This is a genomic window from Methylotenera versatilis 301, from assembly GCF_000093025.1.
Classification (GTDB): domain Bacteria; phylum Pseudomonadota; class Gammaproteobacteria; order Burkholderiales; family Methylophilaceae; genus Methylotenera; species Methylotenera versatilis.
On record NC_014207.1, the window covers coordinates 320,703 to 337,687 of the forward strand.

General features: G+C 42.2%; 15 protein-coding genes. 10 read left to right on the forward strand and 5 right to left on the reverse strand.

All coding sequences use genetic code 11. From position 1 onward, the window contains the following. Nucleotides 1-70 precede the first annotated feature (70 nt). Together topA and ttcA are read right to left on the reverse strand one after the other, a co-directional pair. Nucleotides 71-2,662 (reverse strand): type I DNA topoisomerase, encoded by a 2,592-nt coding sequence (gene topA, locus M301_RS01460; protein WP_013146985.1) that lies wholly within the window; start codon nucleotides 2,660-2,662, stop codon nucleotides 71-73. A gap of 140 nt (nucleotides 2,663-2,802) precedes the next feature. After that, a complete protein-coding gene (gene ttcA / locus M301_RS01465; protein ID WP_013146986.1) occupies nucleotides 2,803-3,708 on the reverse strand; it encodes a tRNA 2-thiocytidine(32) synthetase TtcA in 906 nt (301 codons plus the stop codon). Between the two features lie 253 nt (nucleotides 3,709-3,961). On the opposite strand from ttcA, the gene M301_RS01470 reads away from it, so the two are divergent. Continuing rightward, entirely contained in the window at nucleotides 3,962-6,223 is a 2,262-nt protein-coding gene (locus tag M301_RS01470) for a putative bifunctional diguanylate cyclase/phosphodiesterase (RefSeq protein WP_013146987.1), read from the forward strand. A 64-nt stretch (nucleotides 6,224-6,287) separates the two neighbouring features. Here M301_RS01470 and M301_RS01475 read toward each other — a convergent pair whose 3' ends face one another. Beyond that, on the reverse strand, nucleotides 6,288-7,040 hold the full coding sequence (locus tag M301_RS01475) for a pteridine reductase (RefSeq protein ID WP_013146988.1): 753 nt from the start codon (nucleotides 7,038-7,040) through the stop codon (nucleotides 6,288-6,290). 43 nt (nucleotides 7,041-7,083) lie between these two features. Here M301_RS01475 and M301_RS01480 point away from each other — a divergent pair, with 43 nt between their 5' ends. Together M301_RS01480 and trmB are read left to right on the forward strand one after the other, a co-directional pair. Beyond that, nucleotides 7,084-8,250 (forward strand): class I SAM-dependent methyltransferase, encoded by a 1,167-nt coding sequence (locus tag M301_RS01480; protein WP_013146989.1) that lies wholly within the window; start codon nucleotides 7,084-7,086, stop codon nucleotides 8,248-8,250. 27 nt (nucleotides 8,251-8,277) lie between these two features. After that, nucleotides 8,278-9,018 carry a tRNA (guanosine(46)-N7)-methyltransferase TrmB gene (gene trmB / locus M301_RS01485; RefSeq protein WP_049769994.1) on the forward strand — a complete coding sequence of 247 codons (741 nt, stop codon included), beginning with the start codon at nucleotides 8,278-8,280 and terminating at the stop codon, nucleotides 9,016-9,018. A gap of 70 nt (nucleotides 9,019-9,088) precedes the next feature. On the opposite strand, the gene yihA is transcribed toward trmB, so the two are convergent. Beyond that, nucleotides 9,089-9,757, reverse strand: coding sequence for a ribosome biogenesis GTP-binding protein YihA/YsxC (yihA, locus tag M301_RS01490; RefSeq protein ID WP_013146991.1), 669 nt, complete (start codon nucleotides 9,755-9,757; stop codon nucleotides 9,089-9,091). Nucleotides 9,758-10,087: 330 nt separating this feature from the next. On the opposite strand from yihA, the gene M301_RS01495 reads away from it, so the two are divergent. Beyond that, nucleotides 10,088-10,696, forward strand: coding sequence for a c-type cytochrome (locus M301_RS01495; RefSeq protein ID WP_148218619.1), 609 nt, complete (start codon nucleotides 10,088-10,090; stop codon nucleotides 10,694-10,696). An 87-nt stretch (nucleotides 10,697-10,783) separates the two neighbouring features. On the opposite strand, the gene M301_RS01500 is transcribed toward M301_RS01495, so the two are convergent. Then, nucleotides 10,784-12,451: an ATP-binding protein gene (locus tag M301_RS01500; RefSeq protein ID WP_148218565.1), complete on the reverse strand. Its 1,668-nt coding sequence runs from the start codon at nucleotides 12,449-12,451 to the stop codon at nucleotides 10,784-10,786. 346 nt (nucleotides 12,452-12,797) lie between these two features. On the opposite strand from M301_RS01500, the gene M301_RS01505 reads away from it, so the two are divergent. The 6 genes from M301_RS01505 (at nucleotide 12,798) to M301_RS01530 (ending at nucleotide 16,894) form a co-directional block, all read left to right on the forward strand. Further along, complete coding sequence (locus M301_RS01505) at nucleotides 12,798-13,466, forward strand: prepilin-type N-terminal cleavage/methylation domain-containing protein (protein ID WP_013146994.1); 669 nt, start codon at nucleotides 12,798-12,800, stop codon at nucleotides 13,464-13,466. A 168-nt stretch (nucleotides 13,467-13,634) separates the two neighbouring features. Next, nucleotides 13,635-14,435 carry an ABC transporter ATP-binding protein gene (locus M301_RS01510; protein ID WP_013146995.1) on the forward strand — a complete coding sequence of 267 codons (801 nt, stop codon included), beginning with the start codon at nucleotides 13,635-13,637 and terminating at the stop codon, nucleotides 14,433-14,435. Nucleotides 14,436-14,470: 35 nt separating this feature from the next. Then, the gene (mlaE, locus tag M301_RS01515) at nucleotides 14,471-15,277 is read left to right on the forward strand and encodes a lipid asymmetry maintenance ABC transporter permease subunit MlaE (protein ID WP_013146996.1); all 807 of its coding nucleotides are present in this window, start codon (nucleotides 14,471-14,473) and stop codon (nucleotides 15,275-15,277) included. 36 nt (nucleotides 15,278-15,313) lie between these two features. Further along, on the forward strand, nucleotides 15,314-15,862 hold the full coding sequence (gene mlaD / locus M301_RS01520) for an outer membrane lipid asymmetry maintenance protein MlaD (protein WP_013146997.1): 549 nt from the start codon (nucleotides 15,314-15,316) through the stop codon (nucleotides 15,860-15,862). A 78-nt stretch (nucleotides 15,863-15,940) separates the two neighbouring features. After that, on the forward strand, nucleotides 15,941-16,558 hold the full coding sequence (locus tag M301_RS01525) for an MlaC/ttg2D family ABC transporter substrate-binding protein (RefSeq protein WP_013146998.1): 618 nt from the start codon (nucleotides 15,941-15,943) through the stop codon (nucleotides 16,556-16,558). Between the two features lie 15 nt (nucleotides 16,559-16,573). Then, nucleotides 16,574-16,894, forward strand: coding sequence for an STAS domain-containing protein (locus tag M301_RS01530; RefSeq protein ID WP_013146999.1), 321 nt, complete (start codon nucleotides 16,574-16,576; stop codon nucleotides 16,892-16,894). The last annotated feature ends 91 nt before the right edge of the window (nucleotides 16,895-16,985 follow it).

Sequence of the window (16,985 nt, forward strand, 5' to 3'; positions counted from 1 at the left end):
AAAGCCGCTTTTTTATTGCCGAAAACTAGTTAGCTCCTAGATTATTGAGCCTAAGATTATTGGTCTAAGGCTATTGAACGGCAGCTTTTTTAGCAGCAGGTTTCTTCGTTGCGGTCTTAGTTGCCGCTGGTTTTTTAGCCGTGGCTTTAGCTGCAGCGGGTTTTTTTGCAGGTGCTTTTTTCGCAGTTGGCTTTTTCGTAGTCGTCTTTTTGGCTGGCGCTTCTTTTTGCGCTTTAGCCATCAATAATTCCAAAGCTTCATCCAAAGTTAGCGATTCAGGTTCTACGCTTTTTGGCAGCGTTGCACGAATCTTGCCGTGTTGCACATAAGGACCGTAGCGACCTGCAAACACTTCAATCTGACCATCTTCAGTTGGATGGTTGCCTAAAGTGGCTAATGGCGCTGGGCCAGTATGAGCTGCCGCTAATAAGGCTACTGCGCCATCTAGATCAATGGTAAATACGCTGTCAGTTTTTGGGATCGATTTGAATTTAGCATCGTGATTCACGTAAGGCCCAAAACGACCAATATTAGCCACAATCTTTTTATTCGTGACTGGATGTAAACCAAGGTCACGTGGTAAAGATAGCACCATTTTCGCGGTTTCTAAATTCATATCCGCTAGTGAGATTTCTTTAGGTACGCTGACGCGTTTTGGTTTCTTTTTGTCACCTTCAACGGCTAAACCCAGTTGTAAATAAGGGCCGTATGGGCCATTCATCAGCATGATTTCTTTGCCAGATTCATCATCGTTACCAATGATGATTGGATCGCTACCAACTTGTGCTGCGCCATTTAAGCTGCGTTTGTAATCACATTTAGGTTCGTCGTTATAGCCTGTACAACCGATAAATGTGCCAAAACGGCTAAGTTGTTTTTGTAGCGGCTTGCCACATTTAGGACAAGCTTCATCAATCAACTCATTACCTGGGCGCTCAACATCTGCTTTGCTGAGTAATTGTTGGTTGAAACCTTGCCAAAATTCCGCCATAAGCGGTAACCACTCACGCTCCCCCTCGGCAACGCTATCAAGCGCATCTTCGAGGTTGGCGGTGAAGCCGTAATCCACATATTTGGTGAAGTGCTCTGTGAGAAACTTATTCACCACACGTCCAACATCAGTCGGCGTAAAGCGTTTTTTGTCTAATAATACATATTCACGGTCTTGAAGCGTACTAATGATGCTTGCGTAAGTAGAAGGGCGACCAATACCGTACTCTTCTAAAATCTTGACTAAGCTCGCCTCACCATAACGCGGTGGTGGCTCGGTGAAATGCTGGTCACCGTAGATTTTTTCAACGGTCAGCACTTCGCCAGTTTCAAGGTGTGGAAGTTTGCTTTCGCCTTCCTCTTCCTCATCGTCAGTACCTTCCATGTAAACCGCGATAAAACCTGGAAATACTAGGGTTTGACCAGAAGCACGGAATAAATTGGCATCAGAACCTACGCTTAAATCTACGCTCACTGCATCAAATTTAGCAGGCGCCATTTGGCAAGCCAATGCGCGTTTCCAAATCATTTCATACAGTTTAAATTGCTCGTCTGTTAAGTATTGGCGAACGCTAGCAGGTGTACGGCTAATGTCGGTTGGGCGAATCGCCTCATGGGCTTCTTGCGCACTTTTTGATTTAGTCTTGTATTGAATGGCAGCTTTTGGCAAGTACTCTGCATCAAAATTCTTTTTCACGTAATCACGAATCTGCGCAATGGCCTCAGCTGCAATGCTGAATGAGTCGGTACGCATGTAAGTAATCAAACCCACAGTACCGCTGCCTACGTCCATACCTTCATAAAGCTGCTGCGCGACACGCATGGCACGTGAAGTCGTAAAGCCTAATTTACGCACGGCTTCTTGTTGCAGCGTGGATGTTGTGAATGGTGCAGCAGGGCTGCGGCTACGTTGTTTCTTTTCAACACGTGAAACGGTTGTTTTACCTGCGCTGGCGAGTAATAATTTGCCAACAATGTCAGATTGTTGGTCATGGTTAATCACCGTGAATTGCTCAACTTTTTGATTGTTGAGCTGTATTAGTTTCGCCGTGAAGCCATGACTATGTTTTAAAGCATCTAAATGAATAGACCAGTACTCTTGTGATTTAAACGCTTCAATCTCAAGCTCACGCTCAACAATTAAGCGTAGCGCGGGGCTTTGTACTCGTCCTGCAGATAGTCCACGACGGATTTTTTTCCACAATAGCGGTGATAAATTAAAGCCTACCAAGTAATCTAAAGCACGGCGAGCTTGCTGTGCGTTGACCATAGGCATAGAGATGTCGCGCGGCTCGGCGATGGCGTGTTCAACTGCACTTTTGGTGATTTCATGAAACACGACACGTTTCATGACTTTATTTTTAAGTAAGTTCTTAGACTTTAAAATTTCGGCAATATGCCATGAAATCGCTTCACCTTCGCGGTCCGGATCGGTTGCGAGATAGATGCTATCAGCACTTTTCACAGCCTTGGCAATTGCGTCTACATGTTTACTGTTACGCTCAATAATGTCGTATTTCATGGCGAAATCATTGGCGGTATCAACCGCACCATTTTTCGGAATCAAGTCGCGCACATGTCCGTAAGAGGCAAGCACTTCAAAGTCGCTACCAAGATATTTCTTGAGCGTTTTTGCTTTGGAAGGAGATTCAACAATTAACAGTTTGGACATGCATGCCTAGAAGAATGAGTGATTAAATGGGCTGAATTATAGAATTGCTAAGCTTACAACTCGGATAATAGCAAGGTAAATGGCTATAAGACAACAACTTACCGCACATACTACGCAAATTTATCGAATAATATGTAACATTATGTGTTTCGAATAAATTCGATTCGTGTGCCATCAGTGCTATTTAAGCTTAGCGCTTCACTTTCCTTAGCGATGTCGCCGAAAAGCGGATCTTCGTCTTCTGGCTTGGCTTGGCTTAAGCCTTTAAAGTCATATAAATCAAAATCAGCCAAGTGTGAAGGCTCTACGTTGCCAATCGCACGGAAAATATTGTTAATACGACCTGGTTGTTCGCGTTCCCAAGCTTGCAACATATCTTTTACTTTTTGACGTTGTAAATTTTCTTGACTGCCGCATAAATCGCATGGAATGATAGGGAACTCCATTTGGCGCGCGTAGCTGGCAATGTCTTTTTCGCTGCAATAGGCTAGTGGGCGAATCACGATATTTTGTTTGTCATTGGTTGAAAGCTTAGGCGGCATGGCTTTTAATTTCGCGCCAAAGAACATATTAAGGAATAGTGTTTCTACAATATCATCACGGTGGTGTCCAAGCGCAATTTTATTGGCGCCGAGTTTTTTTGCCGTGGTGTAAATAATGCCGCGACGCAAACGTGAGCATAGGCTACAAGTCGTTGCACCTTCAGGGATCTTCTCTTTTACTATTGAGTAAGTATCCGCTTCTACAATACGGTAATCAATGCCAAGCTTTTCAAAGTAAGCAGGCAAAATGTCAGCAGGGAAGCCAGGCTGCTTTTGATCCAAATTCATGGCAATGAGTTTGAAGTTAATCGGCGCACGCTCTTGCAGCGCTAGCAGTATCATCAGCATGGCGTGAGAATCCTTACCGCCACTCATGCACACCAGCACGGTATCGCCTTCTTCTATCATGTTGTAATCGCCAATCGCTTTGCCCGTGGCGCTAATCAGGCTATTGCGTAGCTTGATGAAGTTATTGGAATGGTTTGCTGGTAAGTGGTTAATCATATGTGCTCATTAATCTCTGCTATTCATCATGATTATAACGTAAGGCAGGCATTAGTTTCCTACCCTGTTTTACATTTTAAGCCGCAGCCCATACTTGTAATTTAACAATGCTTTACAATTTTTTTGAATAAAACCATACATATATCTTATAGAGTTTGTAATTTTTGGTAGTCATTGCGCATTTACCACCCATGGCTGGCTTCATGTTGGATTGGTTTAACGAGTAAGCCTTGTTTATTCAAAGGGGCAGTTAATGAAAATCATGGTTGATTGGAAAGCCTATTTAAGCTTAGGAGTTTTGTTCGTACTATTTTTGCCTTTAGCCAGTGAATTGGGTGTGCGCGAAATCTGGTGTTTTTCAATTTTCAGTTACGGCGTACTAGGCACTTATTGGGGAGTAAGGTTCAATAAACCTGAAGTGCTTAGCCCATGGATTTATTTAGTGCTTGCCCTAACTTTGCAGTTTGTAGGTGCTCTTATTCAAGCCAATAGTGATGCTAGCGGAGTATTTGGAGCTGGCTTGTCAGCAGCTGATGGTTTTTTGTTATTGGGGCATTTATGCTTCGCTGTCTCGTTGTGGCAATTTGCCAGCCAGCAACATCGAAAATTCCCAAAGCATGGCTTTTTTCAGGGCTGGATTATGGCAACCAGCTTGATATTAATTGGCTGGCAGTTTCTATTCTTACCTACCATTGTCCAATATGGGTTCTCTATTCATCTTCCACAAACCTTCAGGATGATTTATCCGACAATGTCCTATGTAGAAATTGGCATACTGTTTTGGATGTGGGTAAGCAGCGAAGCTAATCAATCTAAAGCATTCATTTTTCTTGCAATGGCCACAATATTTTTTGCCGCTGGAGAGTCTTATTTTCACGGTACGAGCCGTAGTTTAGCCGTACCTAATAATTTAAATTTAATCTTATGGCTGTTAGCCTATATCAATTATGGTGCACTGGCTTTGCATCCAGAAATGAAGAAATTAGGAATCCCTAAGCTGAGCGAAGAAAGTAGCCATGCCAATAATGTATTAACGTTGCTTTTGCCTTTGGTATTGTTATTGCCTCTCACACTACTGGTTATTTATTTTAAGGCGTTGCATCCAGCCACGATAGGTATTCTAGTTGGATTCTTTTTAGTCATCCTGCTTGGCTGGTACCAGCTTAGAGTATCCATGCAGAATATCATTCATATGACGCAGCAATTAGAAACGCAAAATAGAACAGACTATCTAACAGGTATTCCGAATCGAAATCATATTGAACATGTGGTTGGCGCAAACATTGATAATGTGAGTAAGCTTTATGGCCGAGGATATAACGGTTTACTCATTATTGATGTAGATGGCTTTAAAGCGATTAATAATACTTTTGGATTTAGTACTGGGGATTATATTCTCAAGACTATTGCAGAAAATCTTTATGTGGATAGTCTTAAGAAAGGTTACCACTTTGCAAGAATCGATGGTGATGAATTCACATTATTGATGTGTAACATTAAAAATAGACAGGATATTCAAGCGCAAGCTTGGCATGTTCATCGATTGTTAGATAAGCCTATGAGCATCAATGGTATTCCGATTAAGATGGCCTTTAGTATAGGTATTTCGATAAGTTCGGCGTTCGAAAAATCAAGCTTTACCACTATGCTAAAAGAAAGCGAGCGCGCGTTAATGTGGGCAAAGAAAAGCCAATCTCAAGTAGAGGAGTATGATAAAAATAAAGATCTTGAAGAAGATCGAAGTTGGGTTTTGACTGATTTTCGTAGAGCTGTTGCTGAGCATCAGCTAATAGTGTATTACCAACCTAAACTTCATATCAATAGTCAGAAAGTAACAGGGGTGGAGGCACTGATTAGGTGGCAACATCCAGAGCGCGGTTTATTAACTCCAGACAAATTCATGCAACAAATTGAGGAAACAGATTTAATTCACAGTCTATTTACTTTGGTCCTAAATGACACAACCAAACAATGGCGCATTTGGAAAGCGCAAGACTTAGAGATTTGTATTGCATTAAATGTGACGGCTAGGGATTTGATGAATTATGATTTAGCCAATGAAATTCGGGTTGCGTTGATACAAAATAATATGCTGGCCATGTATATGGAAATTGAGCTCACCGAGTCAAGTGCGCTTTCCAATCCAGCTTACGCCAAAAAAGCGCTGACAAATTTAATGGATTTAGGCGTTAAAATTAGTATTGATGACTACGGAACTGGTTATAGCTCATTGCTGCATTTGCAGCAGCTACCGCTACATTATCTTAAAATCGACCAGCAATTTATTAGAGAAGTACTCAACGATAAATACAGTGAAACGATAGTCCGCTCCACAATTGAATTGGCGAAGAATTTAAACCTAGAAGTCATCGCCGAGGGGGTTGAGAATGTGGAGGTGTATCAACAACTCAAACATTTAGGCTGTTATGCGGCGCAGGGCACTTTACTTTCCAAAGCGATTCCAGCAGATAGCGTGATTGGCGTAATTAAGGCGATTGAGTCGGCTGCTTTTTGAGCCACTAGAGAATGATTTTACTCGCTAATTGACTAGCTCTGTGATGAGAGAATAAGCATTAGCCCTACAAGTTTAAACTTCGTCCGCCATCCACAGCCAACACATGACCGGTAATAAAAGGCGCATCTGTCACCAGAAATTTTACCGCTTTCGCTACGTCTTCTGCTTCACCTACTCGCTTAAGTAAGGTTTGGTTGATAACGCGTTGACGATACACCTCATTAAACTGCGGGTTGTTTTCAGGCCATTGTACAGGGCCGGGCGCGACTGCATTGACCCGCACTTCAGGGCTTAATTCATGCGCTAAGGATTTGGTCAGTGTCACTAAACCAGCCTTCGCCACACTGTAAACAATGTAGCCTTTTTTCGGGCGTTCTACGTGCATATCGGTAATGTTGACAATGCAGCCATGGTTTTTGCGTAGTTCTGGCGCAGCAGCTTGAGATAAAAACAGTGGTGCTTTTAAATTGCTACCCATTAAGTCTTGCCATTTAGTTTCATCAATCTCGCCAATTTCGGTGGGATAGTAAGTGGACGCATTATTGATTAGCACGTCTAAGCGGCCAAAGTGGCTAATGGTTTCGCTAATTAAATTAGGCAAGCTGGCGATATTCAATAAGTCGCCTTGAATGATTGCTACAGAATTTGGGCGTTGTAAACTTAATTCAGCTTGCAAGGCGCGTGCTTCTTTGATTGAGTTTTTGTAATGAATCATCAAGTTAAAACCTTCCGCATGCAGGCTACGACATATTGCCGCGCCTACGCGTTTTGCTCCGCCAGTAATGAGTACCACTTTATTTATGTGTTTTGTAACCACGCATTAATCCAATCTTAATTGTTAGCCATTATAATCTAAGTCTATGAATACATTGCCCACACCTTCAGTTGAAGCCCAAGAACATAGCCAGCAACTTATCACGCTGATTCAAAAGACCATCAATGCACAAAAAGGTTGGATAAGTTTTGCAGAATTTATGCATTTGGCGCTCTATGCGCCTGGCTTAGGTTATTACAGCGCGGGCAGCCAAAAGTTCGGTGACAGCAAAAAAGGTGGAGGAGATTTTGTGACCGCGCCACAAATCTCGCCGTTGTTTGCGCAAACAATTTCTAATCAAATCGCACAGGTGCTAGATATAACGCACGGCAATATTCTGGAGTTAGGCGCTGGTACAGGGAAATTAGCCGCTGATATTTTATTGACTATGGCGGAGTTGGGTTCAGTTCCAGCCAAATATTTTATCCTAGAAGTAAGTGACCACTTGCGCCAAGTGCAGCTGGAAACCTTGCAGAGTAAATTGCCGCAAAATTTAGTGCAGCGGGTGGAATGGTTAACTGAACTGCCTTCAAACTTTAACGGCGTGATTATTGGTAACGAAGTGCTAGATGCTATTCCAGTGCATATGGTTAACGTTAAGAATGATGGCATATATGAACACGGTATAGTTGTTGAGGATGGCGAATTCGTCTGGCAAGATAAGATTTCGAGTGAGCCAAGTATGCTAGATGCTGTCAGCAAGCTCAATTTGCCAGAAGGCTACGTGACAGAGATCTGCCCAGCGGCAAGCGGCTTGATTACTAGCCTTGCGCATAGCCTGCAGCAAGGCATCATTTTGATGATTGATTATGGATTCGCTGCTCGTGAGTATTATCATCCGCAACGTAATCAAGGCACGCTCATGTGCCATTATCAGCACTATGCACATAGCGACCCTTTAATTAATATCGGTTTACAGGACATCACGGCGCATGTTGATTTCACCAGTATTGCCCATGCAGGTGTGAATCATGGCTTAGCGTTGAGTGGCTTTTGCAGTCAGGCGCAGTTTTTAATGAACTGCGGTATCTTAGAGTTGATGTCGCAAGTGTCACCGCATGACATGGCGCGCTATGCGCCACTTGCAGCCGCTGCACAAAAATTATTATCTCCCGCAGAAATGGGTGACTTATTTAAGGTAGTAGCCTTCAGTAAAAATATTGACGAACCCTTGATAGGTTTTGTCTCAGGCGATAAATCTCATACACTTTAATGAATGAGCATTGATATAATGCGCACTATGACAAAATTAAACCAACCCGAAGAATCTCCAGTTTTAGATGCTGCCGTAAATGCAGATAAAGTAGCCTTAAAAGGTCGTCGCATACGCAGCTTTGTGTTGCGTCAAGGTCGCGTTACCAAAGGGCAAGCGCACGCTTTAGAAGTTGGCCGGCCGAAATTTGGCATTGATTACGTGCCAGAAATCATCGATTTAAACGCAAAATTTAATCGCACAGATAGTAAAAAAATCTTAGAAATCGGCTTTGGCATGGGTGAAACCACAGCAAAGATCGCACAAACTTTGCCTGAATGTGACTTTCTTGCTGCTGAAGTACATACGCCAGGAGTTGGCGCCCTGCTTAAGTTAATTGAAGAGTTAGCGCTTACTAACATTCGAATTGTTCAGCATGATGTAGTTGATGTACTGCAAAATATGTTGGCTGATGCCAGCTTAGACGGCGTACATATTTTCTTCCCCGACCCTTGGCATAAAGCACGTCACCACAAACGTCGTTTGATTCAAGCAGGCTTTGTGAAATTACTGTGCAACAAGCTTAAAGTAGGCGGTTATTTACATGTAGCAACCGATTGGCAAGAATACGCGGAGTGGGTGTTGGACGTATTAAATGCAGAGCCGCAATTACAAAACACTGCAGAAAGCTATGCTGAAAAACCTAGTTATAGGCCACTCACTAAGTTTGAAAACCGTGGCATAAAACTAGGGCACGGCGTTTGGGATATGGTGTTTAAGCGTCAATAAAACCCACTGACTTGAGTTCTTTAGTCTCGATAATGCTGCGCGTTATCGAGGTATACATAAGTTAAACAGCTTATTCAGGGTCTTTATCATCTACAAGGTTAAACGACTTACGCACCAAATCCTCAGGCGTTTCCGCAAACAGCCACTTGCCAATCACGGCTTCCGCTTCTTCGACACCTTGTTTTTTCAGGCTAGAGAACAACTGAATCGTGCATTCGCTATGATAATGATTGCCCCATGTTTCGACCAGTTCTTTGCGCACTCTGTTAAGCGTAAGTGAGGCTTCACCGCGCGATAATTTATCAGATTTGGTTAATAATACATGCACTGGTTTGCCACTCGGACAAAACCAATTCAACATTTGGCGGTCTAGAGGAGTTAGCGGATGACGGCTATCCATCACCAACACTAAGCCACCTAAACTTGAGCGCTCACCTAAATAGCGAGCCAGTACGTTTTGCCAGTGTGCGCGCATGGCTTCTGGTACTTTGGCATAACCGTAACCTGGCAAGTCGACCAAATGTCTGTCATTGCCTAAAGTGAAAAAGTTAATCAGCTGAGTGCGGCCGGGTTGCTTGCTGACAAAAGCTAGGCGATTGTGATTGGCAAGCGTGTTAAGCGCGCTTGATTTGCCAGCATTTGAGCGACCTGCAAAAGCGACTTCAATACCACTGGCTGGTGGTAAATCGCGTAAATGATGTGCTGAAATAAAAAAAGCAGCATTTTGAAACAAGGGCATGAAAATCCAATTCTTTTGGGTAAAACTTAAACGTCATTTTCGTAAATACAGCACTGCTTATACCTCGCTATTTGGTGCTAAGCGAGGATAAGCTAAATGTTATATTGAGCGACGTGATAAACAATAGTGAAAAATGCTATCACGAATAGGTGATTTTCGCTAAAATAGCGCGTTAATTGATTGAATAATTTAGATTAGTCGCAGAAGTCCACTGGAAATCTGAGCGACATGCAGTAAGTTTTGCGTAAGTATTTTTGATAATTGGGAGCGGTAATGCAATTTCGTCATCTTTTAAGCTTAAATTCAGTAAGAGTTAATTTAACTGGTTTAATGGTAAGTGCTTTATTTAGTTTGTCTGCACATGCTGCAGCCACCGCAGAAAAGCCAGCTGAAGCTGCGCCAACGACCACTAAAACTGCTGAACAGATTGTTGGCGCTGTGTGTTCTGCTTGCCATGGCGTTGATGGCAACAGCGTCATTACAGCCAATCCTAAATTGGCAGGTCAGCATCCTGAGTACTTGGTTAAACAATTAACGGAATTTAAATCAGGTAAACGTGCTAATGCAGTGATGTCTGGCATGGCGTCGGCATTGAGTGACGAGGATATGAAAAATCTGGCAGCTTATTTTTCAAATCAAAAACTCAAGCTTGCAGCGGCTAAATCTAACGGCGCTGGTTCATTAGGTGAAAAAATCTATCGTGGCGGTATTGCTGCGACTGGCGTACCCGCTTGTGCGGCGTGTCATGGTGCAACTGGTTCAGGTTTACCTAAACAATTTCCACGCTTAGGTGGTCAACATACAGATTACGTATTAACGCAATTAAGAACTTTCAGAACAGGTGAGCGTGCGAATGCGCCTATGATGATGACTATTGCTACAAAAATGACAGATGCAGAAATGGCTGCAGTGGCTGATTATGTTCAAGGTTTACGTTAGTCAATAATAATATTTCTCCAAGCGCGGAGAGGTTTAGTAAGGGGTTCATCAAAGTGATGAGCCCTTTTTTATTTCCATCTCAACTTCTCAAGCGGTAAGCGTTTTATCTTCTTCCACCATTTCTAATCTAAAGCGCACTTCACCATCCTGATTGTCTACTAGACTTAATTCGTACCCCGCATTCCTCGCCTGCTGCGCGGCATGGAAGAGTCCAACGCCCAAACCATTCTTTGAGCTTATGTGTGCTTTAAACAAACGATCAACGACATTTTTAGGTACTGCAGAGCCTGTATCTGTCACCTCTAAACAAAAATGGGCACTCGGCATCAAGCTGACTTTGATGATTGTATTTGCCTCTAATTTCGCCTTCTCTAAAGCATTATGCAACAAGTTATCCACCACGCTATCTAACACATCTGGGTCAATATCGGTCTTGGGCATGTTAATCGGTGCTTCAAACGATATTTGTAGATTATTATTTAGCTGTTTAAAGCCTTTCCACCAGTTGGCCACTTTTTCTTGGCTCTTTTTCTCGGTACTAGGGAGTTCAAGTTTGGTCAAAGTGCTAGCTAAACGCTGGCTTAGTCGTGGAATTTGTTTTTTCACTAACTCGATTAACCTAGCGTCATCGCTACCATCATCACTGCTTTGTGCAGCAGCGGCAGATAATGTGCCCATGGATTGCAGTATGTTTTTAATATCATGTGTCAAGCGCGAGCCAGTTTCATACAGAGACTGCATGTAAGTGTTTTGCACAATCATTTCTTCACGACGTTTCGCTTCATAGAATTCGCCCAAAATCTGGGTGAGTAATTGCACATGCAGATACATGGCGGGGCTGAATTGCCAGCGTGAATAAAGTGTTAAATGTAGCTGATGAAAAGTAAAAGTAGAAATAAACGGCGTAGCCTCTCCAATTTGATCTTTCGAGCCTTCGGCTTCCCACATCAAGCCACTTACCCAGTTAAGCTCAACCAGTTCGCGCATAGCTGCTTGCAAGAATTTTTCAGCAGTGGATTCATATTCCGCATATTTTGCAATTTGCCTTATCCAATGCTCAAACGGCAGGCCAATGCTGAGTAAGTAACGAGACATCAATAGCTCTAAACCAGAAAAAGACGAGCTTGGATTCCATAGCCAGCTTAAAACAACCAAAGTGGCGGCTAAACTCATGACTACGACAATGAGTAATTTAATGTAATGAATTTTCCAAATCACCCCAATTGCAAAGCTGCCGAGGATGACAATGGAGGACAGTAAGAAAATCAATAAGGTATAGAAGAAATCGATATTGGCGGATTGTGCCTTGGATTTATGTTTGGCCGATAAGAATAAAATCGCCAGCGGCAGTAACGGCAAAAAATAGGTGAGCATGAAGGCCGCGGCAGCTAAATCATCATTAGACTTAAGCAGTTTAGGCACTACCCACAACAGTAAAATGGCCAGCAAGTAGGTCGATGCCAATATATTAGGCAGCCTATCGCGCGAAGTTTCTTCTGAAAAAATACGTCCGCCGATTAACGCAAATAAACTGGCTATCCAAAAAGCAATCACCCACCAGTTGATAAAAAGCATACCTACCGCAGCACCAATTACAATCAGAAAAGCGGCCTGCCATGATAGAGTTTTGCTTTGCCGCATCACAGGTTGCCACATTAAAAAACAGCCGTAATGACATAAAAATAGCGCTCTATGCAGGTCGATGGAGTCACCCCAAATTAACAAGGCATGTAATGATAGAATCATTAAAGCCATTAATCGATCCGAATCGTTAAATAGTTGGTGTGCTAATTTGAGACCTGGTCTGAGTGATATTTGCATATAATGGCTCAATGATTGATTGAAATTATCCGGCTGACTGATATTGTATGCCGATTTTTAGTAATTTAATCATACTGAAAAGCGTTAAGAATTGGACACACCTGTTAGATTTTCGACGGCTGATCGATGATTTTTCAACAAATTGTGACTGAAATTAACCAAAATACTAGTAAAATATGCTAAACGCGGCTGGTATGATATTTGCATGTATCTGGCTGAGAGATGAGCATTTTATTTGAGTTAGAATGACTTATATAACTTTAATAGTTCGGGGAACTAAATGAAAAAACAAGCAGGTTTTACATTAATTGAGCTGGCGATCGTACTTGTGATCATCGGCTTACTGCTAGGCGGTGTATTAAAAGGTCAAGAACTGATTAATAGTGCCAAGGTTAAAAACTTGGCAAATGATTTTAGAACAATTCCAGTTTACATTTATGGCTACCAAGATAAATTTAAGGCGTTACCAGGCGATGATAAAGCCGCCAAAACACACCTCGGTGATGCCACAGTAAAAGAGGGTAATGGTGACGGCGCTCTTGGCGGTAGCTGGTTTGATGCCAGCGCAGATAATGCTTCTGAAGCTTATCAATTTTGGCGTCATGTACGCTTAGCGAATTTGGCACCAGGTGTAACTGATGTTACTAATCCTGATTGGCGCCCGACTAATGCAGATGGTAATCCTATAGGTATTATGGCTGGTACAAATGTAGCCGCAAGTTCTGCGATGAAAGATGGTGCTGGAAATGCGATTAAGGGTTCTTATGTTATCTGCTCTCAAGGAGTTTTAGGTAAATACGTGATTCAGCTAGATGTAACTATGGATGATGGTAATTCGTCAACAGGTTCAATGTTAGCTTCAAAAACCAATGCGCCTGCTTTGGGCTTGAGTGCCGACACTGGTGTTATTGATCCTGCAGCTTCCTATATAGTTTGCTACGGTATTTAATGCATAGCATTGCTAACCTTAAGCCCACTTCGGTGGGCTTTTTTATTGCATATATTTTATCCATACAAGCTAGCTAGTCAATTTAACTGCTTGCTTACGCGCCAAATTGTTTTAGAATGGTGACTTCAAAAAAAACTCAACAAAAACAGACGTACAATTTAGCTGCAAATGACCAACAATATCGTAGAAATTGATAATCTTTCCTTTGGGTACAAAGGGCGATTGCTGCATAAAGGCATCAATATGGTGTTTCCACGCGGTAAGGTTGTGGCGATTATGGGCGGTAGCGGTAGCGGTAAAACTACTTTATTACGACTGATTGGCGGCCAAATCAAGCCTTCAAAAGGTGAAGTGCGCGTTCATGGTGATGTGGTACACAAACAAGACCGCGATGGCATATTTAAATTGCGTCGTAAGATGGGTATGCTGTTTCAACAAGGTGCGTTGTTTACTGATTTATCCGTGTATGAGAATGTTGCGTTTCCTATGCGTGAATTAACGGATTTGCCAGATTCTATGATTCACGATTTGGTGTTGATGAAGCTCAATGCAGTAGGCTTACGCGGTGCGCATACACTGATGCCTGCAGAGCTTTCAGGTGGCATGGCGCGACGTGTAGCTTTGGCGCGTGCTATTGCTTTAGACCCTGCAATCATGATGTACGATGAGCCATTTGCTGGATTAGATCCAATTTCCATGGGCGTGATCTGCAGCTTGATTCGTAGTTTAAATGATGCGTTAGGCGCGACTTCGATAATCGTTTCGCACGATGTTAAAGAAACATTTCTAATTGCGGATTACGTTTATTTTGTAGCGAACGGTGTGGTGACGGCTGAAGGTACGCCAGATGATTTAATGAAATCAACCTTGCCATTTGTACATCAGTTTGTGCACGGTGATAAAGATGGTCCTGTACCATTCCATTACCCAGCGGGTAATTATCAAGCTGAATTAATGAAACAAAAATAGCCTTAAGTAAACTCATGCCAGCAAGCTTACATTAAATGACCAAATCAAATCCTCTCGTTAGCATTATTAAAACCTTGCAAGGTATAGGCCATCGCATGGTTGAGCGTATTTGGCGCTTAGGTGCGGGGGCTAGGTTGTTCTTTTTAACTATTGTGTACTCAGGTGAAAGCTTTAAGCGTTTTCATCTCACCATGCGTGAGATTTACTCAACGGGCGTAATGTCTCTGTTGATTATCATCGTTTCAGCCTTTTTTGTAGGAATGGTGCTGGCCTTGCAAGGCTACAACACTTTACAAAAATATGGTTCATCTGAAGCAATCGGCGTTTTGGTTTCACTGTCACTGGTGCGCGAGCTTGGGCCTGTTGTCACTGCTTTGTTATTTGCAGGGCGTGCTGGTACAGCGATTACGGCTGAAATCGGTTTAATGAAAACTACTGAGCAACTTTCAGCGATGGAAATGATGGCGGTGAATCCGATAGCGCGTGTGGTTGCACCAAGATTCTGGGCAGGTGTAATTTCTATGCCTATTTTGGCGACATTGTTTTCTATGGTTGGTATATTAGGTGGCTATATCGTTGCGGTGCCATTGATCGGTGTGGATGAAGGTGCCTTCTGGTCACAAATGCAGGCAAGTGTGGATTTCCAATCGGATATTGTGAACGGCATTATTAAAAGCCTCGTGTTTGGCGTAGCTTGCACCATGATTGCTTTGTTTGAAGGTTTTGATGCCCCACCAACTGCAGAGGGTGTGAGTCGAGCAACAACTCGTACAGTGGTGATTTCATCATTGACCGTATTGGGTTTAGATTTTGTTTTAACATCTTTTATGCTGGTGATATAGCGCTAAAAGTGTAGTGAAAAATTGAGGGGATGCTAAGTGGATAGAACTAAAATTGATTTATGGGTGGGGATTTTTGTGGCATTGGGTGTTGCCGCCTTACTAGGCCTTGCTATGAAAGTTGGCAATTTAACCTCTGGTAAAATTGGCGAAACTTATAGTGTGACAGCAGCTTTTGAAAATGTAGGAAGCTTAAAACCACATGCACCAGTGAAGAGTGCAGGTGTTGCAGTTGGACGCGTGGATAGTATTGCCTTTAACAGCAAAACTTACGAAGCCATCGTAACAATTAAAATCGATAAACGTTATAATTTCCCTAAAGATACGTTTGCCAATATTTATACAGCTGGTTTGTTAGGCGAGCAGTATGTAGGTTTGGAGGCTGGTGGCGACGAGGATGTGTTAAAAAATGGTGATAAAATTGCCAAAACACAAGATGCGGTTGTGCTGGAAAAAATGATTAGCCAATTCTTATTTAGTAAAGCCTCTGAGACGGATAAGGATGCGAAGTCATCAACTTCAACAAGTGCATCAGAAGTTAAGCCGGCAGGGGCTAAGTCAACCGAATTAGGTGATGCGCCGTTCTAGTGAGCTGTGCTGAGATATTCTGTTGAAGCACATTAGCTTAATAATTTAAATTCAATATCGAATCAAAAAAGGATTCAAATGAAATCAGTTTCAAAATTTTTAGTAGGTATCAGTTTTCTTGCCAGCTTATATTCAGGCGTAGCAAGTGCGGATGTTGCACCAGATGTGTTAGTGAAGCAAACCGCTGATGATGTATTGGCTATCATTAAAAACGATAAAGAAATCCAAGCTGGAAATCAGCAAAAGTTATACGCAGTGGCAGAAGAGAAGATTTTGCCTAACTTTGATTTTGATCGCGTGTGTCGTATGGTGCTTGGTAAAAACTGGAAAACTGCTACGCCTGAGCAACAAGCAAGTTTTCAGAAAGAGTTCCGTAGCTTATTGTTACGTACTTATTCTGTAGCATTGGGTAAATATAAAGATCAAGTCATTGAATATAAGCCTATGCGTACTGAGCCAGACGCAAAAAATGTGACCGTAAAAACTCAGATTCTGCAATCAGGTGGCCAGCCGATCGCTGTGGATTACAGCTTGGTAAAAAGTGGGGCTAGCTGGAAAGTCTACGATATTGTGATTGAAAACGTGAGTTTGGTGACTAATTATCGCAGCCAATTTAGTAACGAAATTCGTCAAAATGGTATCGATAGCTTGAATACAAAGTTGGCTGATAAAAATAAAAGTGCTGGTCTTAAATAAGCTTAAAGTCTAAATATGGCTGAATTGGTACAATTTAATGTTGCTGAACGTATCACCGAGATTGCGAATAAGTGGCATGTCTATGGTAACGTGTTGGTGGATAACGCAAATCTGATATTAAACCATAGTGCTACATTTAAAATGAACGGTGAAATTGAAGTTGATTTTTCCGGGGTCGATAATGTAGATACGTCTGCTTTGAGTTTAATGTTAGAGTGGCAACGTCGTGCCGTTGCGGCAAGTTGCAAAATAAAATTTACGAACTTACCAGCGAACCTATCTAGTTTGGCAGATTTATACGGTATACAAGATTTTATTCCGCTAAGCTTTCATTAAGACTACGTTTCTTTAGTTCTATGTTAAGTGCTTATTTTAATGCTTACTTGTTGTAATTTTCAAAAGCATCACCATATAGTAGTCAATCATT